The 21,717-nt window shown below is 44.5% G+C and carries 24 protein-coding genes; 13 read left to right on the top strand and 11 right to left on the bottom strand.

The window, feature by feature from the left end; genetic code table 11:
* Positions 1–7 precede the first annotated feature (7 nt).
* A complete protein-coding gene (locus tag A3C46_08395; protein OGQ21400.1) occupies positions 8–1,363 on the bottom strand; it encodes an mRNA 3'-end processing factor in 1,356 nt (451 codons plus the stop codon).
* Positions 1,364–1,366: 3 nt separating this feature from the next.
* On the bottom strand, positions 1,367–1,555 hold the full coding sequence (locus A3C46_08390) for a hypothetical protein (protein ID OGQ21399.1): 189 nt from the start codon (positions 1,553–1,555) through the stop codon (positions 1,367–1,369).
* Between the two features lie 195 nt (positions 1,556–1,750).
* On the opposite strand from A3C46_08390, the gene A3C46_08385 reads away from it, so the two are divergent.
* Positions 1,751–1,933 (top strand): hypothetical protein, encoded by a 183-nt coding sequence (locus A3C46_08385; GenBank protein OGQ21398.1) that lies wholly within the window; start codon positions 1,751–1,753, stop codon positions 1,931–1,933.
* A gap of 299 nt (positions 1,934–2,232) precedes the next feature.
* Positions 2,233–2,961 (top strand): twin arginine-targeting protein translocase TatC, encoded by a 729-nt coding sequence (locus A3C46_08380; protein OGQ21397.1) that lies wholly within the window; start codon positions 2,233–2,235, stop codon positions 2,959–2,961.
* 43 nt (positions 2,962–3,004) lie between these two features.
* On the opposite strand, the gene A3C46_08375 is transcribed toward A3C46_08380, so the two are convergent.
* Entirely contained in the window at positions 3,005–4,147 is a 1,143-nt protein-coding gene (locus A3C46_08375; GenBank protein OGQ21472.1) for a hypothetical protein, read from the bottom strand.
* 160 nt (positions 4,148–4,307) lie between these two features.
* On the opposite strand from A3C46_08375, the gene A3C46_08370 reads away from it, so the two are divergent.
* The 9 genes from A3C46_08370 to A3C46_08330 all read left to right on the top strand — a co-directional run bounded on the left by A3C46_08370 (position 4,308) and on the right by A3C46_08330 (position 14,151).
* Positions 4,308–4,841, top strand: coding sequence for a cytochrome C (locus tag A3C46_08370; protein OGQ21396.1), 534 nt, complete (start codon positions 4,308–4,310; stop codon positions 4,839–4,841).
* A 5-nt stretch (positions 4,842–4,846) separates the two neighbouring features.
* Positions 4,847–7,852: a hypothetical protein gene (locus tag A3C46_08365; protein ID OGQ21395.1), complete on the top strand. Its 3,006-nt coding sequence runs from the start codon at positions 4,847–4,849 to the stop codon at positions 7,850–7,852.
* On the top strand, positions 7,852–9,210 hold the full coding sequence (locus A3C46_08360; GenBank protein ID OGQ21394.1) for a hydrogenase: 1,359 nt from the start codon (positions 7,852–7,854) through the stop codon (positions 9,208–9,210). Before A3C46_08365 ends, A3C46_08360 begins: the two co-directional genes overlap by 1 nt.
* Positions 9,207–9,716 (top strand): hypothetical protein, encoded by a 510-nt coding sequence (locus A3C46_08355; GenBank protein ID OGQ21393.1) that lies wholly within the window; start codon positions 9,207–9,209, stop codon positions 9,714–9,716. Before A3C46_08360 ends, A3C46_08355 begins: the two co-directional genes overlap by 4 nt.
* Positions 9,709–10,461: a hypothetical protein gene (locus A3C46_08350; protein OGQ21392.1), complete on the top strand. Its 753-nt coding sequence runs from the start codon at positions 9,709–9,711 to the stop codon at positions 10,459–10,461. Before A3C46_08355 ends, A3C46_08350 begins: the two co-directional genes overlap by 8 nt.
* 126 nt (positions 10,462–10,587) lie before the next feature.
* Complete coding sequence (locus tag A3C46_08345) at positions 10,588–11,763, top strand: hypothetical protein (protein OGQ21391.1); 1,176 nt, start codon at positions 10,588–10,590, stop codon at positions 11,761–11,763.
* A gap of 12 nt (positions 11,764–11,775) precedes the next feature.
* Positions 11,776–12,375: a hypothetical protein gene (locus tag A3C46_08340; GenBank protein ID OGQ21390.1), complete on the top strand. Its 600-nt coding sequence runs from the start codon at positions 11,776–11,778 to the stop codon at positions 12,373–12,375.
* A 70-nt stretch (positions 12,376–12,445) separates the two neighbouring features.
* Positions 12,446–12,967: a hypothetical protein gene (locus A3C46_08335; protein OGQ21389.1), complete on the top strand. Its 522-nt coding sequence runs from the start codon at positions 12,446–12,448 to the stop codon at positions 12,965–12,967.
* Between the two features lie 95 nt (positions 12,968–13,062).
* Complete coding sequence (locus tag A3C46_08330; protein OGQ21388.1) at positions 13,063–14,151, top strand: cell filamentation protein Fic; 1,089 nt, start codon at positions 13,063–13,065, stop codon at positions 14,149–14,151.
* A gap of 26 nt (positions 14,152–14,177) precedes the next feature.
* Here A3C46_08330 and A3C46_08325 read toward each other — a convergent pair whose 3' ends face one another.
* From A3C46_08325 to A3C46_08290, 8 genes are all read right to left on the bottom strand, one after another.
* Positions 14,178–14,924: a hypothetical protein gene (locus tag A3C46_08325; GenBank protein OGQ21387.1), complete on the bottom strand. Its 747-nt coding sequence runs from the start codon at positions 14,922–14,924 to the stop codon at positions 14,178–14,180.
* Entirely contained in the window at positions 14,905–15,528 is a 624-nt protein-coding gene (locus A3C46_08320; GenBank protein OGQ21386.1) for a hypothetical protein, read from the bottom strand. Before A3C46_08320 ends, A3C46_08325 begins: the two co-directional genes overlap by 20 nt.
* Before the next feature lie 227 nt (positions 15,529–15,755).
* Positions 15,756–16,313, bottom strand: a complete 558-nt coding sequence (locus tag A3C46_08315) for a hypothetical protein (GenBank protein OGQ21385.1) — start codon at positions 16,311–16,313, stop codon at positions 15,756–15,758.
* Positions 16,306–16,611, bottom strand: coding sequence for a caa(3)-type oxidase subunit IV (locus A3C46_08310; GenBank protein ID OGQ21384.1), 306 nt, complete (start codon positions 16,609–16,611; stop codon positions 16,306–16,308). The genes A3C46_08315 and A3C46_08310 overlap by 8 nt, the downstream gene beginning before the upstream one ends.
* A gap of 73 nt (positions 16,612–16,684) precedes the next feature.
* Positions 16,685–17,263, bottom strand: a complete 579-nt coding sequence (locus tag A3C46_08305) for a cytochrome oxidase subunit III (GenBank protein ID OGQ21383.1) — start codon at positions 17,261–17,263, stop codon at positions 16,685–16,687.
* 61 nt (positions 17,264–17,324) lie between these two features.
* Positions 17,325–18,989 carry a cytochrome c oxidase subunit I gene (locus A3C46_08300; GenBank protein OGQ21382.1) on the bottom strand — a complete coding sequence of 555 codons (1,665 nt, stop codon included), beginning with the start codon at positions 18,987–18,989 and terminating at the stop codon, positions 17,325–17,327.
* 12 nt (positions 18,990–19,001) lie between these two features.
* Positions 19,002–19,694: a cytochrome C oxidase subunit II gene (locus A3C46_08295; protein ID OGQ21381.1), complete on the bottom strand. Its 693-nt coding sequence runs from the start codon at positions 19,692–19,694 to the stop codon at positions 19,002–19,004.
* A gap of 145 nt (positions 19,695–19,839) precedes the next feature.
* Entirely contained in the window at positions 19,840–20,463 is a 624-nt protein-coding gene (locus A3C46_08290) for a hypothetical protein (GenBank protein OGQ21380.1), read from the bottom strand.
* Positions 20,464–20,666: 203 nt separating this feature from the next.
* Between A3C46_08290 and A3C46_08285 the strand changes: the two genes are divergently transcribed.
* Together A3C46_08285 and A3C46_08280 are read left to right on the top strand one after the other, a co-directional pair.
* Positions 20,667–21,263, top strand: coding sequence for a hypothetical protein (locus A3C46_08285; protein OGQ21379.1), 597 nt, complete (start codon positions 20,667–20,669; stop codon positions 21,261–21,263).
* The gene (locus A3C46_08280) at positions 21,260–21,685 is read left to right on the top strand and encodes a hypothetical protein (GenBank protein OGQ21378.1); all 426 of its coding nucleotides are present in this window, start codon (positions 21,260–21,262) and stop codon (positions 21,683–21,685) included. The genes A3C46_08285 and A3C46_08280 overlap by 4 nt, the downstream gene beginning before the upstream one ends.
* The last annotated feature ends 32 nt before the right edge of the window (positions 21,686–21,717 follow it).

Here is a 21,717-nt window from a genome sequence, read left to right as displayed (position 1 = left end):
AAAGTTTTTATACCTTAACAGTCTCGCCGTAATGAGGAATGGATGCATTCCACTTGAGTTCATCATATAAAGAACGCCGTAGTGCATCTTGAGACGAAGGTTCGCCGTGTACCAGAAAAATTTGTTGTGGAGAACGCTTGATCGACTGGACCCAATCAATCAATTCTTTGGCATCGGCATGCGCTGAAAGACTCTCGAGATTTTCCACGCGCGCACGCATCGGAACATATTCGCCATGAATTTTAATCGTCGGAACATGGGCAAGCATCGCTTCACCACGTGAACCTGCGGGCTGATAACCGACAAAAAGAACCGTATTTTTTTCATCCGGCGCAAACATTTTTAAATGATGCAGCACCCGTCCACCCCCCGCCATACCACTTGCAGAGATAATCACCATGGGTCCCTTTTTGTGACTGATCATTTTGGATTCCTCTGACGTATGAACGTAGGTCACAGGCTCACACATCGCCTTCACTTCTTCAGCGGAAATTTTATGTTCATCACGATAGGCACAAAAAATCTCTGTGGCAGCGATTGCCATAGGACTATCAAGATAAATCGGAATATCTGGAATCTTCTTCTCTTTTTTCAGTTGAGAGAGGAGATACATAATTGTCTGTGATCTCCCAACCGCAAATGCTGGAATCACAATCACTCCACCTTGTTTGACCGCACGATGGACAATGGCTGCAATACGTTCTTTGGGATCCGACGGATCATGCAATCGTTCACCGTACGTCGATTCTAAAACAAGGACATCGGCTTCTTTGAGGCGTTGAGGAGGTTTCATCAACGGATCATTTGGCCTTCCCACGTCACCGCTAAAAACAAAATGACGACCTTGATGACGAAGGTGAACCGATGTTGCTCCCAAAATATGACCCGCAGGCGTCATGAAAACTTCTACATCATCACTGATTCGAAATGATTTTTCAATTTCAACATTGCGGAAAAGAGAAAGAGAGCGATGCGCAAGCGCTTCTGTAAACAGAGGTTCGGCGGGCTTATGTTTGCTGTATCCTTTTTGATTCGCAAAGCGAGCATCCTCTTCTTGCAAATATCCAGCATCCGGAAGAAGGATCGTACACAGATCATGTGTGGCTCTTGTTGCATAGACCGGTCCTCGAAATCCCTGTTTAAAAAGAACGGGAAGATAACCGGTATGATCAATATGAGCGTGCGTCAAAACCACAGCGTCAAGAGAAGCAGGATCAAAAGGAAGCGCGGTCCAATTTTTGAGACGCAGCTCTTTCAGTCCCTGAAACAAACCGCAGTCGATCAACACCTTCGATTTTTCTGTTTCAAGCAGAAATTTCGAACCAGTCACCGTCTCCGTTGCACCTAAAAAAGTAAGTCGCATAGATTATTTTGGTCGTACCGGATGATGCTTTCTCCCAAGTCGTGTTTGAACGGTGCCGCGATCTTCATGAATGTCTTTCGAAACATGATGTTTGCGACGACGATGACGTTTATCTTTGACCGCTTCATCGTGACTGTCGACACCTCGTTTATGCGCAAATCCTTCTGTTTTGTGAGTTCTTTTTTTTGGCATATCGTCTTCTTCTTTCTTCGCTCTTACCAATAACTGACAGTCAGTTATTGGTAAATGTCTTTTTCAAAGCTGTGTTTTTCAAAGCTGGGATTGTTGCAGTTGCAATCGCTTTCCTGTGGTGCTACGCACGCCCTAGATATCACGCTGAAGCAATCCGCTAACGTTATGGCGTGTCTGCTTACTACAGGAGGCTTTATGAATGCCATTATCGGATTTATCAAACCAGGCATTGGAGAGTTACTCATTATTTTTCTCATTGTGCTTCTTCTTTTTGGAGCAAAACGTCTTCCGCAAATTGGGGCTTCGATTGGGCAAGCGATCAAAGGATTTCGAAAATCGTTGCAGGATAAAGATAAAGACGAAAGCGATCATCAATAAACATGTTCGGTATCAGTTTCGGCGAAATGGTGATTATTGCAGCTATTGGCGTTTTGGTCCTTGGACCAGAACGGTGCATTGATCTCTTTCGTAAAGCCGGAAAGCTCTGGCGCACACTGCGCGCCGAGATGGCATCTGCCAAAGATGCGTTTGATGATATTGATAAACCTTCTTGATGAGCACTCATTTCAAAACATTTTTTGTTACGGGTCCTGCCACCTGCGGTGTTCCGGCCCTCCGCTTGGCGCGGAGACCTCCCGGAAACACCTCCGATGTCACCCGAATAATGGAGTTTTGAAATGAGTACTCAACCAATACCTCTCCTCGGTCATCTTCGGGAATTACGAAAACGTATTTTAAGAATCATTCTCATTCTCATTTCTGGAACGGGTGTCGTCTGTTTTTTTACGAAACCGATTTTCCATTGGCTGCAACAACCACTTCTGAGGCTCCTTCCTGATCATGCAGAATTTGTGACACTCAGTTTAATGGAAGGATGGATCGTCTATTTTCAAGTCGCGCTGATTGCCGGAGCTTTTTTGACCTCTCCTCTCTGGCTCTATCAAATGTGGGTTTTTCTTGCTCCAGGGCTCATCAAACGTGAAAAGAAATTTTTAACTTTCACGGCCCTTGCTTCAGCGCTCTGTTTCATTTTAGGCGGAGCGTTCTGTTATTACGTCGTCATGCCCTACGGATTTCGTTATTTCATCGACGTTCTTCAAGAGACCGATATCCTTTTGATGCTTCAGATGAAGCTCTATCTCTCGTTTGTTCTCTGCTTCATCCTCGCCTTTGGAATTGTCTTTGAACTCCCCATTGGGCTCTTTTTTCTCGTGCACTTTGACATCGTCAGTCTCGAAACCCTCAAAAAAAATCGTCGTTTTATGATCGCTGGCGCCTTTGTCTTTGGTGCTCTTTTGACTCCCCCTGATGTCATCAGCCAAATCTGCATGGCAGTCCCTTTTATTGTTCTTTATGAAGCTGGACTGATCGTAATTGCGTTGACGAAAAAAACTTCCCACTCCTAAGAATTATTTCCTTCAATTTTCCTTCGACAGAATTTATTCAAGGTTAAATATCTCCACTCCAGAGTTGGGCGAGGAAGTCGCGAAAAGGAAGAACATCGATATCTCCAATGCGACGTGGAACGCTATCAAGCGATATGACAATTTTTCTCTTCAATTTTTTCTCTTCAGAAAGTGCCTTTAATCCTGTTAAATGTTTTTCTGAAACCATTGTTGTCCCTTTCACTTCGATCGCCACTTCATCTCCGATAAGAAAATCGACTTCATAACCAGATGCAGATCTCCAGAAGGAGAATTTTCTCGAATCTTGTGTATACGAAAGAAAAGCCTTGAGTTCTGTAAACAGAAAATGCTCAAAAACTTTTCCAAAGAGATCTGTTTGTGGACGAATATTTTTTCTTCCTGCAAGATAATTGGAGACACCGACATCAAAAAAATAAAATTTCGATGTTAAAATTGCTTTCCGTTTTTTGGTTGCTGTAAATGGTTCCAACAAATTCCCAATGAGCGTATCTTGAAGGATCGCAAAATATCCCGAAACAGTCCGTGGTGGGACTTGCGCATCACTTGCAATATTGGAAAAATTAATCAGTTCACCATTGGCAAGTGAAGCAACTTGTAAAAATCGGGAAAAATTTTCAATTTTTCGTGTCAAACCTTCAGCCTGAATCTCTTCCTGAAGATACGTTCCCACATACGCTGCAAGTTCACGCTCGGGATCGGACGAGGTATAAATGAATGGAAGAGATCCATAATTGAGGATTCGAAGAAAATCGTATTCTTTTATCTCAGATGTCGTCAGTGGAAACAGATGATGCGTCCACGCTCTACCCGCAAGCAAATTTCCACCCCCGTGCTTGAGTTTACGAGCGCTACTTCCTGTCACAATAAAACGGTATTTTTTCTCTTCAATCATTGCCTGCACTTCATCAAGTAAAAGAGGAAGTTTTTGAATTTCATCGATAATAACGGGAGATACATTTCCTCGTCGCGTCTGCAGCTCTTCCCGAATCACGTGCGGACGTTGACTCACCTTCAGAAAAACATCAGCAAGAAGCAGGTTATAAAAAGGGGCGCCGGGAAATTGTTCCTTCAACAACGAAGTTTTTCCGGTCTGCCTCGGTCCAAAGAGGAAAAGGCTCTTTTTGTGAATGTCCTGTTTCAAATTGAGCAAACGCTTATAATGCATGATCAGAGCTTGCCCGAAGATGAATAAAATGGCAACATGATTGCTGATTATCATGATAAACAGCATATAAAATGCCGATTTGTATTTACATCTTTTTGCGCGCTTCAATTTTCCCTCGACAGAATTTGCTCCAAACGTTAAAGGAGCGACCTAACTTTTCATGAAGAACCATATCGTTATCAAAGCTGTAGGGTTCATTCTCCTTCTGCTCCTTCTCAGCGGAATCGGATACGCGCTTCATTCGTGGTGGTATGTTGGCAATAATATTGGCTATGCCCCCGAGCAGCCCATTCCCTTTAGCCATAAATTACATGCTGGTGACATGCAGATTCCCTGCGCCTACTGTCATATTGGCGTTGAAGAATCGCCGCATGCTGTTGTCCCGAGCCAAAATATCTGCATGAACTGTCACCAGGTCGTCAAAACCGAAAGTCCACACATTCAAAAACTGACAGAACTGTATAACAAGAAAATTCCGATTGAATGGATTCGTGTGCATGATTTACCAGATCATGTTCGTTTTCATCATGCCAGGCATATTGCCAAAGGCATTGCATGTGCATCGTGCCACGGCGAAGTTGAAAAAATGGAAAAAATCAAGCAAGTGACAACACTGCAAATGGGATTTTGTCTCGACTGTCATCGAAAACCTGAAATCAATGCATCGATTAATTGTCAGACGTGCCACTACTAACGACTATGGAACAGATGAACACCAAAGCATACTGGGGCAGCATCGAAGAGTTACAACAGATTGCTGATTTTCAGACAACCCCTGGAAAAGAATTTGTCGCTCCTCCGATGAAACAAGAAGCGACCTCCATGGAACGACGCACGTTTCTCAAACTCATGGGCGCAAGTGCTCTTGCTGCATCGATCAGCTGTTCGCGTCGTCCGGTCGAAAAAATTATTCCGTATGTTCATAAGCCCGAAGAGATCACCCCCGGCATTGCGAATTGGTATGCGTCCACATGTGGCGAATGCAGCGCAGCGTGTGGAACGCTCATTAAAACGCGTGAAGGTCGACCAATCAAAATCGAAGGAAATAAAAAACATCCTTTAAGTGGGGGTGGACTCTGTGCTCGCGGACAAGCCTCCCTCTTAAATCTGTACGATCCCGATCGACTTCGCGAACCGGCAGCGGTTGATCGACGATCTGGCGAATATACCGCGACCACATGGGAGCTGCTCGATCGCAGCATTCAGGGAGAACTTCAAAAACTGAAAGAGAGCAGTAAAAAAGTGGTGATCTTCACTGATCCCATCGTGAGCCCGAGCACGAAAGCGTTGATCGACGAGTTTTTAATTCCTTATCGCGGATTGCATATAGCGTATAGTCCTCTTTTTCCTGAAGAGCTTCTGGAAGCAAATAGCGTCAGTTTTGGAGAGCGCAAACTCCCGCAGTATCGACTCGATCGAGCGGAGCTACTCGTCTCTTTTGGCGCCGATTTTCTGGGAACGTGGATTTCACCTGTTGAGTTTGCGCGTCAGTTTTCCAAAGCTCGTCGAGTTGATGAAGGCAAGATGCTCCGATTTGTCGCAATTGAAGCAGCGCTTTCTCTTTCAGGGACGAATGCTGATGAATATATCCCTGTTGCTGCTGGCGATGAACTTTTTGTGGCGCTGGCACTGGCACACGAACTGATCGTACGTGGTGGAAAATCTGCTTATGCTGGAAATCCGATCATTACTGAAGTTTTACGCAACTACAGCATCGAACGCGTTGCAAAAACATTGAAACTTGAAACAGCGCAGCTGCAACATCTGGCAACGCAACTGTGGAAATCGCGCGGCAAGTCGCTCCTGCTCGGCGGCCCTGTGCATGGAAAATATGGAAGAGAACTTCAGATTGTCCTCAATCTTCTCAACAGCGCGCTCATGAATGACGGCGCGACGATTGATTGGGACACAGCAACAGCAACAACGTCGAGTTCGTATCGTGACATCGTAAAACTTGTCGAAGAAATGAAACAAGAAAAAGTTGGCGCCGTGATTCTGGCGAGTTTTAATCCGGCATTTGTTTTACCTCAAACACTAGGATTTGCAGACGCCCTCAAACAAGTTCCTCTTGTGATTGACTGCTCAGACAAGAAAACAGAAACCACGCAAGCGGCCACGACGCAGAGCGCTCCGATGACGCATGCGCTTGAAATGTGGAACGATGCAGAGCCGGCAAAAGGGCTCTACAGCATTGCTCAGCCGGTGATTTCACCTCTGTATCAGAATCGCTCTTTTCAGGATTCGCTGATCAGATGGGGCGCGATGAATGCGAAAAATTGGTACAGTTATCTTCAAACGTGGTGGCAAAAAAATGTCCATCGCAGCTCCGAGAGTTTTGCTCGTTTCTGGGAGAAGGCGTTACATGAAGGATTTGTCGATCATGTTAGCAATCGTCATGACGTACGTTCATCTTCGCGAAATTTTTCGTCGTCTGCGCTCAGTGGATTTCCAGAAATGCCAAAGCCTGGAGCAACACTGACACTGGCACTTGTTCCTTCGCTCGCCATCTTTGATGGTCGTTATGTCAATAACAGCTGGCTCCAAGAACTTCCTGATCCCCTTTCAAAAATCACGTGGGAGAACTATCTCTCTCTTTCACCCGCAACAGCAGAGAGAATGGGGATCTCTCAAGGTGAAGTGATTGAAATTGAAGCAGGAGAAATGAAAGCGAAACTTCCTGTCCACATTCAACCTAAACTCTCTCCATCAACGATGATGGTTTCCGTTGGTTATGGACAATCATTTGGCGGAAGTATTGGTGGTGGAACAGGCGTGAATGTCTATCCCTTTCAAAAAGGAGAGAGCTCCGCTCTTCAGTGGAATGGAATCGATGTCAATATTACAACCACCGGAAAAAAAGTCGATCTTGCGGTCACACAAGGACATCACAACATTGAAAATCGTCCGATTGTCTTTGAAGCAACATGGGAAGAATTTCAAAAAGATCCCTCTTCTGGGATCGAACACCCGCATCTGCTCACCATGTGGAAAGAGCGCGAATATCCGAAAGAGCGTTGGGGGATGGCGATCGACATGACTGCGTGTACCGGATGCAATGCCTGTGTCGTTGCATGTCAGGCGGAAAACAATGTGCCGGTCGTCGGCAAAGATCAAGTACTACGAGGGCGTGAAATGCACTGGTTACGCATCGACCGTTATTATAGTGGCGATGCACACAACCCAGAAGTAGTCCATCAACCGATGCTCTGTCAGCAGTGTGAAAATGCTCCGTGTGAAACAGTTTGCCCGGTCCTTGCAACATTCCACAGCGATGATGGTCTGAATATGATGACCTATAATCGTTGCGTGGGAACGAGATATTGTTCCAATAATTGTCCTTACAAAGTCCGTCGATTTAATTTCTTTGAGTACAGTGAAAATTTTGAAGAACCGCAACAGCTTGCGCTCAATCCCGATGTGACAGTTCGTACGCGCGGAGTCATGGAAAAATGTACGTTTTGTATTCAGCGCGTTCAGGAAAAGCGTCACGAGGCAAAGCTTGAAGGCCGAGAGCTTAAAGACGGTGAAATTCAGACCGCGTGTCAGCAAAGCTGTCCGGCGCAAGCGATTGTCTTTGGAAATTTAAATGATCCAAAGAGCGAAGTTTCAAAACGAGCGGCATCGAAACGGGGATATCATGTGCTTGCAGATCTCAATACGCGTCCATCGGTGACGTATTTATCGAAGATAAGGAATAAAGCGTAATGGATATTGTGGGAAACAAAATCGTACGACCTGAACTCGTCACCGGAAATAAAACGTATGCAGACGTTACGGAAGATGTCTGCACACCATTCGAAAGTTTTCCGACCAAACGATGGTGGATCCTTTTTAGCATCACGATGAGCATGCTCCTTTTCGGAGTGGTCGTCGTTGTGGAACTCGTGCGTCGCGGCATCGGCGTTTGGGGACTGAAACAACCGGTCGGTTGGGCATGGGATATCACGAACATGGTTTTCTGGATCGGCATCGGACATGCAGGAACGTTAATCTCCGCAATCCTTTTTCTCTTTCGTCAAAAATGGCGAACCGCGATCAATCGTTCTGCGGAAGCTATGACGATTTTCGCCGTCATGACCGCTCTTCTCTTTCCATTTCTGCACACGGGGCGTCCTTGGTATGCGATGTTTTGGCTCCTTCCCTATCCGAATCAGCGTCAGCTTTGGGTCAATTTTAATTCGCCACTGCTGTGGGATGTCTTTGCCTTCTCGACCTATTTTACGATTTCACTTCTCTTCTGGTATTTGGGTCTTGTTCCGGATCTCGCCACCGCACGAGATCGCGCGAAACATAAAATACGAAAACTCGTTTACGGTGTTCTCTCTCTCGGTTGGAGAGGCTCTGCGCGTCGATGGGTTCACTACGAAATGGTCTATATGCTTCTCGCAGGACTCTCAACCCCGCTCGTTCTCTCCGTCCACTCGGTTGTCAGTTTCGATTTTGCCGTTTCTATTCTTCCTGGTTGGCACACCACCATTTTTCCTCCGTACTTTGTTGCGGGTGCGATTTTCTCTGGTTTTGCCATGGTCATGACCCTTCTCATCATTGCACGCGAAGTGCTCAATTTTAAAAATTACATCACTGTTGATCATCTGGAAAAGATGAACAAGATTATGTTGCTGACGGGAATGATGGTTGGCTATGCGTATATCACCGAACTTTTCATCGCGTGGTACAGCGGCAATCTCTATGAACGATTTGTTTTTCTCAATCGCGTTTCCGGTCCTTTTGCGTGGGCGTATTGGACCATGATGACCTGCAACGTTCTTGTCCCTCAAATTTTCTGGTTTAAAAAGATACGTCGCAATATTGCGGTAATGTTTGTCGCTTCTATTTTTATCAACATCGGCATGTGGTTTGAGCGCTTTGTGATTATTGTCACGGGACTGCATCGCGATTTTCTCCCGTCGAGTTGGGATTATTATAAACCCACGATTTATGAAATCGGATTTCTCATCGGAAGTTTTGGACTCTTCTTCTCTCTCTTTCTCATCTTCTGCCGAGTCCTTCCGATGATTTGTATGTTTGAAGTCAAAGCAGTGTTGAAGGTGAAGAAGAAATGAAAAAAGGAATCCTCGCCATTTTTACACATCCTGAAGATCTTCTCTCTGCCGTGAAGAAGATTCGCAGTCTTCGCATCAAAAAAATCGACGTCTATTCGCCCTTTCCCGTACATGGGCTTGAAGAGGTCATGGGCCTTTCACGTTCCTGGATTCCCTACATTACCTTTGTTGTCGCGCTCACCGGAACAGCTCTCGCTTTCTCGTTTCAACTGTGGGCACTGACGATTTCATGGCCTGTTAATGTCGGCGGAAAACCGCCTCTCTCATGGCCTGCATTTATTCCGATCACCTTTGAGTTCATGGTGCTGACAAGTGGTGTCACCACCGCTTTGATGATGATTGTCATGACGCTTCTCAAAGATTTTCGTCAGCCAGTACTTGATCTGAGATTTAGCAACGATCGCTTTGGACTTTTTATTGATGAACGTGACATTCGCTTTGATGCAGCGGCCATTCACGATGTATTGAAAGATTCGAATGCTGAAGAAATGAGGACAATTGTTTAGCGTCGAGAGCCAAAAGGTGTCTGGCATCTTTGAGCGTGTTTTCAAAGCTCTCGTATGTCATTGCGAGGAGCCCCTCACATATCTTTGGGGGCGACGAAGCAATCTCCTGCAAACAGTCTTTCCGGGAGAGCGCCACGCCCTTCGGGCTTGCGATGACATGAAGATGTCAGGCACCTTTTGGTCTGCAGCACGATTTTGTATTTTGAGCTTTTTCTTTTTTTGTATTGCCTGTGACGGGCATAACAAACCGACCTATGAATACATGCCGAACATGATGGACTCGCGTTCAGTCAAAGCGCAAGAAGCACCGATGCGCACACCTGTGGCAGGGACGATTCCACAAGGATTTGCGCCTTATCCCTATAAACTTGGCGAGGGATCCATTGCTGCTGTGAACTTAAAAAATCCGTTTCCGAAAACAAAAGAAAATTTACTCAAAGGCCAAAAAGCCTTTAGCACCTATTGCATTGTCTGCCACGGTGAGCGGGGACTCGGAGATGGCACCATTGTTCCGAAATTTCCACGACCTCCCTCTCTCACCTCTGAAAAAATCATGCAGTGGGCCGATGGAGAAATTTTCCACACCATGATGGTCGGACAAAACTTGATGCCTTCGTATGCAACCCAGATGAGTCCGCAGGATCGATGGGCAATTGTAAATTATATTCGCGTTCTTCAGCGAGCAAATAATCCTCGTGAAGAAGATTTGAAAAAGTTGAATGAAGAACTTGAGGGACCGAAATAGTAGTCTGTCATTCCCGCGTAGGCGGGAATCCAGCCAGATCCCCACCTTCGTGGGGACAAGCTTCTGGATCCCTGCCTTCGCAGGGATGACCATCATACATAAAGATTCAAGAAGGATATAAATATAATGAATATTGAATTACAAAAAATCATGTGGCCCAAAAAGAGCCGTATCGTCTTGATGATTGCTATCGCCATCGGCATCATTACATTCGCCATTGGGCTGAGTGTCGACGCACAGCGTGCATGGGCAAACTTTCTCCTTGAGTATTATTTCTGGCTTTGTGTGAGCGTGGCGGGAGTCTTCTTTGTGGCACTCCAGCATATTACCGCTTCGAGCTGGTCTGCTTCCATTCGCCGTATTCCGGAAACTTTTCTTGCCTATCTCCCGGTTTCTTTTCTTCTTTTCTTGGTTTTGGCATTTGGAGGATTGCATCATCTCTACGAATGGACCCATCACGATGTCGTTGCCACGGATCACCTGTTAACTCTGAAAAAACCTTATCTCAATGAAACCTTTTTTGCGCTTCGTCAGATTCTCTTTTATCTTTTCGCTTTTGGAACTGGATATTGGATGACCAAAAATTCGCTTCGCCAAGATATCACGGGCGATCCGCATCTTACGAAACTCAACACCAAAATTGCGGCTCCCTTTTTGCTCGTCTTTGCGTGGGGATTTTCCTTCATCAGTTTTGATCTGATGATGTCCCTCTCTCCACATTGGTTTAGTACGATTTTTGGAATCTACTGTTGGGCGATTCTTTTTCTGAGCGGTCTTTCCATGATGACCATCATCGTCATCCTCCTCCATAAAGCCGGATATTTACGAGAGGTCATCAATGAAAATCACTACCACGATTTAGGAAAACTCCTTTTTGCATTTCTGGTTTTTTGGGCCTACATCGCCTTTTCACAATTTATGCTCATCTGGTACGCAAATCTCCCGGAAGAAACTATGTATATGATTCCCCGCGTGACCGGTTCCTGGAAAATCTTTTCGTTCTGCTTCATTGCCATAAAATTTGTCGTTCCTTTCTTTACGCTCATTTCGCGCAAAGCAAAACGAAACCAAAATATTTTACTTGCTGCAGCGATCTGGATTTTCTGTGCGCAGTGGATTGATATCTACTGGCTTGTGTTTCCGACCTTCTTTGATGCACCTGTTTTCGGATGGATTGAGATTGGTCTCTTTATCGGATTTGCGGGGCTCTTTTTCTTGAGTGTTGGAAGTTTCTTTACTCGAGTTTCTCCGGTTGCTGTAAAAGATCCTTATCTTGCAGAAGGACTTCATCTTCATCAATAGGATGGTAGGGTTATGAATTTATCAAAAGAACCTTCAACAAAAGTCATTATTGCAACGCTTCTTTTTTTTGTGGTCTCGCTCTCGTTCACTTATTCAAAATCGAAACACGATGCAGAAAAATTGCATGCTGAACTCGAGGCCAAAGAAGCAGCAGAAGCCGCTACAAAAACTGCTGCGCAGGAAATGATTGTAGATGATACTCCCTTTCGACAATCAACACCCGAACTCATTGCTCACGGCCAGGAACTCTTTGTGCAAAACTGCGCCTCTTGTCATGGCACAAGTGGGAGAGGAGATGGTATTGCAGGAAAAATGTTGAGTCCTCCTCCTCGCAACTTTACCTCAGGTGAATGGACAAAAGGTGGCGCCCCCTCTCAGATTTTTATGACGATTACCGAAGGAAGCCCTGGAACTGGGATGGCCTCTTTCGTAACGCTTCCGATAAAAGATCGTTGGGCGCTTGCGCATTTCGTCCGCACATTTGACTCTAAGGCTCCCAAAGAGACACCTCAAACCCTTGCAGCCAGCGGTCTTGATAAGCTCCCCAAAGGACCAAAGGAAATGCTTCCCATTGAATTCGCTCTTGAACTTCTCGTTGAAAAGGGGAGTTAAAAGAGAAAGCAACTTGTTCTTCGCCTCGCCGATATTGAATTGAACGAAACACCTGATCAAAGGAGGAGCTATGACTGTCTGTTCAAACTCCGTTGATGGAACATTAGATTCAATCAGCCGTATCTATAGCACTGGAAATGACCGCGAAATTTCAATCCATAGAGGCGAGAGTTGTATTGTACGTCATGGAACGAATGACATGCCTGAAGTCTATCAAGCATGTTCTGCATCTTTGTATGAACCCGTAGTTCTCGAGCGCGGGAATCCACTTTTCCGGATCGCTCTTGAAACGCTTCAAGAAGGAAAAAATATTGCGTCAGCAATAAAGGTACAGGTTCGAAGTGCTCTGCAAAGAGAAATACCACAACTTTTGTCACCAACCTCAGACCTTCCAAACAAGAGAGCGACGCTTTCTCTCCATGCAGTGAATAATCGTTTTTATACACTTGTCATTCAAACCGAGAAGAAAAATCTGACAAGCATTACGATCTCTTCTCAAGGTTTACCCGAATTAACTCTTAGTGATCCCAGTTATTTGAAAGCCATCAAAGATCCCATTGCCCGCGCTGTCGCCGCACTCGATCTCTTGTAAAAGTATGGTTGAAAGAAAACCAAGGAGCCAATAAGCCGATTTAATCGGCTCAAATTTTTCTTGATTATGAGCCGATTAATGTTCATAATCGGCTCATGAAATACAATTGGCAACTTCCGGATTGGCCCCATCTTCGCTATCAACTTCCTGATATTCAAGAGCTTTTATTCACTTTTGCTGAAAAGACTGGAACTGTCAGCGGCCTTCTGCGGGGCTTACCCGAAAACATGCAACAAGAGACTCTCATCGATTTCATGCTCGATGAAGCGATCAAAACCTCAGAGATTGAAGGGGAATATTTACGTCGGGCAGATGTCGTCTCTTCGCTGCGCAATCAATTGGGTTTGAATCCATCTCCAGAAAAAGTGAGCGATAAACGAGCAGAAGGGATTGCTGAACTTCTTATTGCGGTTCGTCAGTCTTTCTCAAAGCCTCTCACTCAAGCCACCCTTTTTCATTGGCACCGTATGTTGATGCAAGGTCACCGCCACGAAAAACTGATCATTGGAGGATGGCGAAAAGATCCGGAGCCTATGCAAGTCGTTTCCGGTTCTGTGGGAAAGTGGAAAGTTCATTTTGAAGCGCCACCAGCAAAAAACGTTCCTCACGAAATGGAACGTTTCATCCACTGGTTCAATGAAGCAGATCAAGTCGGTCCAGTTCGTGCAGCCATCACACATCTCTATTTTGAAAGCATTCATCCTTTTGATGATGGAAATGGGAGAATCGGACGCGCTCTTGCTGAGAAAGCTCTTTCACAGGGGTTGGGACGACCCATACTTTTAAGTTTCTCGAAGACAATTGAAGCTCATAAAAAGGATTACTATGCAGCTCTCGAAAAAGCGCAGCGATCTAATGAAATTACGGAATGGATTTTTTATTTTGTAAACACCATTATCTTAGCGCAGGAAGATGCTGAAAAAACAATCGAATTTGTTTTTCACAAAGCAGAATATTTCGATCGTTACAAAGATCAGCTAAGTGAACGCCAACTCAAAGTCATTCGCCGTATGTTGAAAGAAGGTCCTTCTGGATTTGAAGGAGGAATGACAGCGCGAAAATATGCGAGCCTTACCAAAATCTCAAAAGCAACCGCGACACGCGATCTTCAACACTTAGAAAAAATCGGAGCACTTCTTGCCACGGGAAGCGGCCGAAGTACACGTTACGAAATAAATCTCTAAATCTGCTCCAGAAAGATGCCACTTCTTTATATTTGTTCCATCATCTGCGTCAGCACAATTCTTATTTTATGATCAAGACCTAACAGTTGATGCTCCTCCAAAGAATCTCTCAGTTCATGTTCGAGATCTGCATCGGTAAGTGTTTTCAACTCAGAAGCGAGGAGCTTCCAGAATTTCTCAAGACTCATTTTTTTGGGAAGCGATTTTCCAGAGATCGATTTCGCATAATGGATATCTTCAAGACGAAGACGCAGCACATCCAAATGAGGCGATACATTCAAATGTTTAAAAATAAAATAGGCATCGTACAAATCGCGCATGAGTCGGCGCTCGTTCCACGCTGCAAGCTTATGCGCTAACATCACGTCAAATCGCATCACACGAATGATTTGAGGGGCTTGCTGAAATTGTAAGGCAACATCACCCGTCGTCATTGCTTGCGCAGCACATGTATCGGCAACATTAGCTTCAATCTGTGTTTTGAATGTGCCAAACCTGTTTTTTAACATCACATCAAACTGAACATTCGTCGAATGAAAACGATGTTTCACTTCGACTCCCTCGAGTTCACCAAGCGTCTTCATGATGAGCGGCTGTATCTCTCTTTTGGATTTAAAAGGGATGAAAACATAATCGAGATCATTCGTGTAACGCGGGCAATCGAGGAGTCTTAAAACCATCCCACCTTTGAGAATGGCATGTTCTCCCAAGCTTTTCCCTAAATGATTGATGATAAAAATACGGAGAGCCTCATCAGATTGAATCGTATCCATGTAAAACTCCTTGAACAAATGTTTTGAATTTTGGATTTTTATATTGTCGAAGATAGTGTTGTAACTTTTTTTGATCGAGACGATGCGCCTGAATATCCGAGTAGATATTGAACGCAAATTTATGTCCCTTTTGATAAAAATAGAGCGTATCTAAAAAAGCTTTTTCCGCATCGGCATACTGAATGCCATTCTTTGTCATTTCATAACCAAACCAGAGTCTGTTACCCGCAGTTGCAAAACCAAGATGCACGACTTGTCCCAAGGATGTTTTGTAAACGCGTGTTTTTCCTTTTTTCGCTGCATAAACTGTTTTTTGCGGAATGGAGCCGATCACGAGTTCTTTTGCGAGAACCGACCCAAAACTGATGGCTGAGTGTGGACAAATTTTCTGAGAGAGCCACTCGAGATCAAAATTTTGGGTGACATAAATTCCCCGACAGATGCGATATAAGATTTTTTCTTTTAAAAATGGGGTGAGTTTTTGTTGAAGCTCAACAGCTGTTCGAGTCAAAAAGAGATTGTTCAGGTCGCTGATGGCAAAAACTCCCCGATGTTGGGGAATAAGGGATTGTAAGGCGAATAATATTTTGGCATCAATATTCATGTAGACAGATATTATTATATTTTAATAATAACTGTCAACTTGAAATTTTATTTTCCTTCATCTGTCGACGATACCAGAGGAAGAAACCGCCGATCATTCCTAAGGGAAGAAAACTGAGGAGTACGGTGCTGAGATAAAAAGCATGAAGCGAGTCACCTTTCGCAGAAAAGCAGACGGGACAAGCGAAGGCGTCTGATGTAAAAAGAAAAAAGAAGATAAAGAAAATTTTAAAAGTAAACGAGTCCATAGAGTATTGGCCACACGCCAACGACAAAATACCAAAAAAATTGAGCAGCAAGAAAACTCTCTCTCGTTAAACGATCTTTTCGAAAACGGAAATACATCACCCACAAAAGAAGAATTGCGGCAACCGCATGAAGGCCATGCGCTCCAATAAGAAGATAAAAGAAACTTCCATAAACGCTTGAGGTCATCGTCAGTCCATACCCAATAAGCCTCACCCACTCAGCCCCCTGAAAGAGCACAAAAAAGAGACCGGCGGTGAGCGACAGAAAGAGAAACTTTTTCGTTTCATCTGCGACTCCTCGCGAAAATGAACGCGATGCAAGAAAAAGAAAGATGCCACTGAAGAAAAGAACTACCGTGTTAAATCCCGTCGCCATCGCAGGCAAGCGAGGTTGATTGATCGGCGGCCAATCAAGAGCTCCAGCACTCACAATAAGATAGGCGCTGATAAAAGCTGCAAAAAGCATCACTTCCGTAAAAATAAAAATGATCATTCCGAGAGCAGCGCTTGGAAGAATGGTGGTTTGTTGCTTAATCATGTTTCAACATCTGCCAATGTCGACCTTGTTCCATCATCACATCTGGAGCAACGAAGAAAAAGAGAAGGAGAAGAAAAGAGAGACACACAAGAAGAATGTACCAAACAAATTTCTTTTCAATGTTGAGATGCATAAAATGAGCTGCGACAAAAAGAGCTTTCACAACTGCAATCCCAAATGCTGTCATAAGCGTAAGCCACGGAAGACCAACAAGAGGGCCCAGCATGCTGACGCACAAAAGCACCATCAAGATGATCCAAATTTTCGTGTAACTTACATGTGTATGACCTGCTGCCACAAAACCTCCATTCCCAAATATTCATCCTTCGACAAGCTCAGGATGAACCAGGGATGTATCCTTCATCCCTGGTTCACTTCGCGATATAGAGCAACGGGAAAAGAAAGATCCAGACGATATCGACAAAGTGCCAATAGATTCCAATCGCTTCAACGCGGTGAAGGTTCTCCCCTTTTTTCACATCGCGAGAAATAATTGCCATAATGAGCATGCCTGCAAGAACGTGAAGACCGTGAAGTCCGGTCGCCGTATAATAAAAAGACCAAAAAACACTCTTGAACATGGTGAAGCCGTGCGTAATCTCGGTCGTGTATTCATAGGCTTTGACCATCATAAAAATTCCACCGCCACCAATCGTATACCAGAGATATTTATAGGCGCTCACCGTATCGCGCGCTTCAGCGGCTTTATGGGCAAGCACCACAAAGAGGCTCGAGGTTAAAAGGATAAAAGTGTTAAAGGCTCCAGCAACCGTATTGGTGTGAGCAGCTTCATACATCCAGCTTTCATGACGCAAACGAAAAAGAAGATAGCAGGCAAGGAGTCCACCAAAAATTACAATTTCAGAAGCAATCACCCACCAAACAGCAAGTCTCGCTGTTGGGATGCCACTCGCTGATCTCGTCGTTGCTATAGGTACATGCGAACTCATTGCTGACTCCTCTCGCTTTACCAATAACTGACTGTCAGTTATTGGTAATTCTCCCTGGTCATTATCCCGGAATATTCTGCGGCCAATAATCTTCTTTTCGTCCTTCGACACTATATTCATACGGTCCCCGATACACTTCAGGGAGTGTTGCAAAATTTCCATGCGGAGGAGGTGAGGGAGCAACCCATTCAAGTGTATTTGCCTTCCAGGGATTAGCCCCTGCCTTTTTTCCACGACGAAGACTTGTCACAAAATTATAAATAAACGGAATCTGAAAAAGAATCATGATCAAGAGAGAATAGGTCGCAAAAATTCTCCAATGTTGAAGCACCGCAGTATTCAGTTCTGGAAAGTTGGTGTAGTCATAAATACGACGATGATCTCCTGCCATTCCAAGTAAAAAGAGGGGAATAAAAATACAGTTAAACGGAATCACGGTTCCCCAAAAATGAACGTGGCCAAGTGTTTCATTCATCATGCGGCCAAATATTTTTGGAAACCAGTAGTAAATCCCCGCAAATACCGCAATGACGGCTATCGGAACAAAGGTATAATGAAAATGTGCTAATACAAAATAGGTGTCGTGAAAATAAATATCAGTTCCGCTTGAGCCGAGATAGAGACCCGTGATGCCTCCGATAATAAACTCCATCACAAACGCGATTCCAAAAAGCATAGGCGTTGTAAAATGAATGGAACCACCCCAAAGTGTCGCCATATAGCAAAAAATCATTTCCGCAATGGGGACAGAAATGATGAGGGTCGTTACCACAAAAATATTTGCCATGCGAGGATCAATGCCTGCAATAAATTGATGATGCGCCCAGACAAAGAAACTTAAGATTCCAACGACAAATGTGGAATAGAGAATCGTTTTATATCCAAAAAGTTTTTTGCGCGAAAACGTCGTGATGACTTCTGCAACAATCCCCATCGCTGGAAGCAGCACAACATAAACTTCAGGATGACCAAAGAACCAGAAAAGATGTTGCCAGAGAAGTGGATCCCCGCCACCGGGAACATTATAAAACGAGGTTCCAAGAAGCTGATCAAAGAGAAGCATGATGGCGCCAGCAATCAGTGGACCAACCGATGCCATAAAGAGAAGACTTGCGATCACAATCATCCAGATAACGAGAGGGATATCATACATCTTCATTCCCTTGGCGCGTGCATTCATCGTCGTTGTGACAAAATTAATTCCGCCAAGGAGAAAAGCGACAAACTCAAGCGCGACTGCAATCAGCCACAGCGGGGCACCAAAAGGAGTCATGTTGTAATTCGCATGCGCAGAAAGCGGAGGGTAAGCAGTCCATGCGCCACCAAAACCACCACCTGGAACGAAAAAGGAACTGATGAGCACAAGAGCACTCAATAAAAAAATCTGATAGGAGAGACGATTGATTTTCGGGAATACCATATCATCACACCCGATCATGAGCGGAATGAGATAATTTCCAAAAGCAGCGATCAGCACAGGCATCGCGACCCAAAAAATCATGATGGTTCCGTGATTTGTAATCAGCGAGTTATAGGCATGAGGTGTGACAAGTCCCCAACCAGGAATAGAGAGGCCAGGAAACGCAAGCTGCATGCGAAAGACATAAACAAAGAAAACTCCAATCATTGCCATAAAAAGACCGGTGAAGAAATATTGCATCCCGATCACTTTATGATCCGTCGAGAAAATATACTTACTCCAAAAACTTTGATGCGTGTGACTCATAGAAAAATCCTTTTATTTTGCAGCGACGATCGCCCCTGTCTTTGGTTGTTGCTTCATCCACGCCATGTAATCGGCTTCCGTCTCAATCGTGATTCTTGCACCCATAAGTCCATGACCGATACCACACATTTCAGCGCACTGAATATCAAACGTTCCTGTAAGGATGGGCTGAAACCATCCTGTAATCACACGACCTGGAACCGCATCCTGTTTTAAACGAAAAACCGGAACTGAAAAACTGTGGACCACATCTTTCGATTCCAGAAGAAAATGATAGGTTTTATCTTTCACCACATGAAGATCATCAATCGTGATGATATCGTCTTCAGTATCAAGCTTTCCATCAACTCCAGGGTGCACAAAGGTCCATGCCCACTGCTGTCCGATAACGCGAATTTGGAGATCAGCGGGTGGTAGCGTATTCTGTTTAATTTTTCCCCATACCGTAACAGCTCCAACAATGAGGACAATATCGCAGAGTAAAAAGAGATAATGAGGACGACTGAGCCATTTCTTCTCTGATTTTTTTGTCCCGGCAATATAGTGAGCTTTTACTCCATCCCGGCGACGAAATCGGAAAAGCATGTAAAAAATAACAAGCTCGGCTGCGATAAACCAAAAACCAGCAACATACGTAATGAGCGAAAAAAGAGAATCGACGTCATGCGCAAATGAAGAAGCTTGTGGCAGAAAATGTTCAATCATGAAAAGGCTCACTCATTTCTTAAAAAATAAAAACGATAACAATCCCGATACAAACAAAAACCGATATGGTTGTTGCAATAAAGCTTATCTTTGCAACTCCGTGTGGGTCCATGTGTTCATGTTCACTCATAAAAAACTCCTCTTGTTAACGAAGTGATTCAATATACGCAATGACATCCTTGATCATCTGTTCATTTGCCAAACTCATTGCCATGGGCGCCATTTGCGCACCTTCAGCATCCCGGGGATGAGCGCCACGAATTTTTGTTTTGTAATTCTGAATTTGCGTCAAGATGTACCAGTCATTCAAATGTGTCAGGTCCGGGGCTTTCAGGGTATCCGTCCCTTTTGCATCCATGCCATGACATGCAGCGCACGTCCCATACGCCACCTTGCCATTGACAGCATTCCCACCTTGAAGCGTTTGAGCTGGTAAACGCGGAGAAAGCGTTGCCATATATTCCGAAACATTTTCGATATCTTCGTCAGAGCGCAAATATCGCGACATCGGCCGCATCTTTAAACCAGAGACATCTTCGTGGTGGGCGCCACGTATGCCTTGCTGAAATTTTTTGAGTTGCAGGGAGAGATACCATGCTTTCTGTCCAGCAAGTTGTGGAGCGCCATAAACTTTATTCCCCTGAGCCTTTGAGCCATGGCACGCTGTACAGGCTTGAAAAAGATATTCGCCGCGTTTGAGGTCAGCAGCTTGGACCGTGGCGGCACTTAAGAGAAAGAAACTGGTCGTGAGAAGAAACCATTTTTTCATGGAGCGGACCCTAAACAATCCTCCAAAAAAATCAACTAGAGTCTTCTTATGTCATTGCGAGAAGCGTTAGCGACGAAGCAATCTCCTACGGACAGTGTTTTCGAGAGATCGCCACGCCCTTCGGGCTCGCGATGACATCATTTTAAAAATAAATTCCAGAACATCCGATTGACGCTGAAACCTCTCTTTGGTAGCGACCACTTATGACTAAAATCAATTTTTCGCTCCTTTTGCTCGGCGTTTTCGTCACTGTCGCTGTCATTGCGTTTTGGGGGAATGCTCCTCAAACTTCGCCCCTTCCCTTACAACAAGCGACACCTCTGACCTCGTTTACTCTCATTGATACAGCGGCAAAGCCTTTTTCATTTCAGCAACTCGAAGGAAAAGTTTCGGTCGTCAATTTTATTTTCACGAGTTGTCCCGATTTTTGTCCGCGACTTTCAACTGCAATGAGCCAACTTGAAAAACAATTTAAAGAGAAAGAAGTTCAGTTCATCTCTATTACCGTTGATCCTCACACCGACACTCCGCAAATACTCTCGGAGTACGCACAGCGCTTTCATGCGGATATCAACCGTTGGCATTTTCTCACCGGCGAAAGCGATGACATCAAAAAACTTCTGATCGAAGGATTTAAAATTGGAAGTCCCGCTGATCCCCTTGCGCATAGCGATCGCTTTGTCTTAGTTGACGATCAGTTGAATATTCTCAATTACTATTCCTTTAGTGATGCTGCTCAGATGGACAGACTTCCGAATGATATTTTCCACGCTCTCTCTCGCGTGACAGCAAAAAAATGATCTCGCTTGAAAATATTCCGACACTTAACGCAAGCTTAAATGCCGTTGCAGCGACGCTCCTTTTTTTCGGAAGAATAGCGATCAAACGTGGAAATATCGCACTTCATCGAAAACTCATGCTTCTTGCACTTCTTGTCTCTTCTCTCTTTCTCACGTTTTATCTTTATTATCATTTCAATGTTCAATTGATCACGCGATATACTGACACCGGTGTTCTCCGCAGCATTTACTATTTCATTCTTTTTACACACATCCCGCTTGCGGTCCTTATCATTCCCTTTATTGGACTTGCACTTTTTTACGCTCTCAAGGGACACTTCGATCGACACGCTCGCATCACGCGCATTCTCTGGCCTGTCTGGATGTACGTGTCCGTGACGGGTGTCATCATTTATATTATGTTGTATCTCCTTTCAGGTTGAACAACAGACTTTACCAATAACTGACAGTCAGT

The sequence above is a fragment of the Deltaproteobacteria bacterium RIFCSPHIGHO2_02_FULL_44_16 genome (assembly GCA_001798185.1).
Classification (GTDB): domain Bacteria; phylum UBA10199; class UBA10199; order 2-02-FULL-44-16; family 2-02-FULL-44-16; genus 2-02-FULL-44-16.
This window is presented reverse-complemented; position numbering and strand designations above follow the sequence as displayed.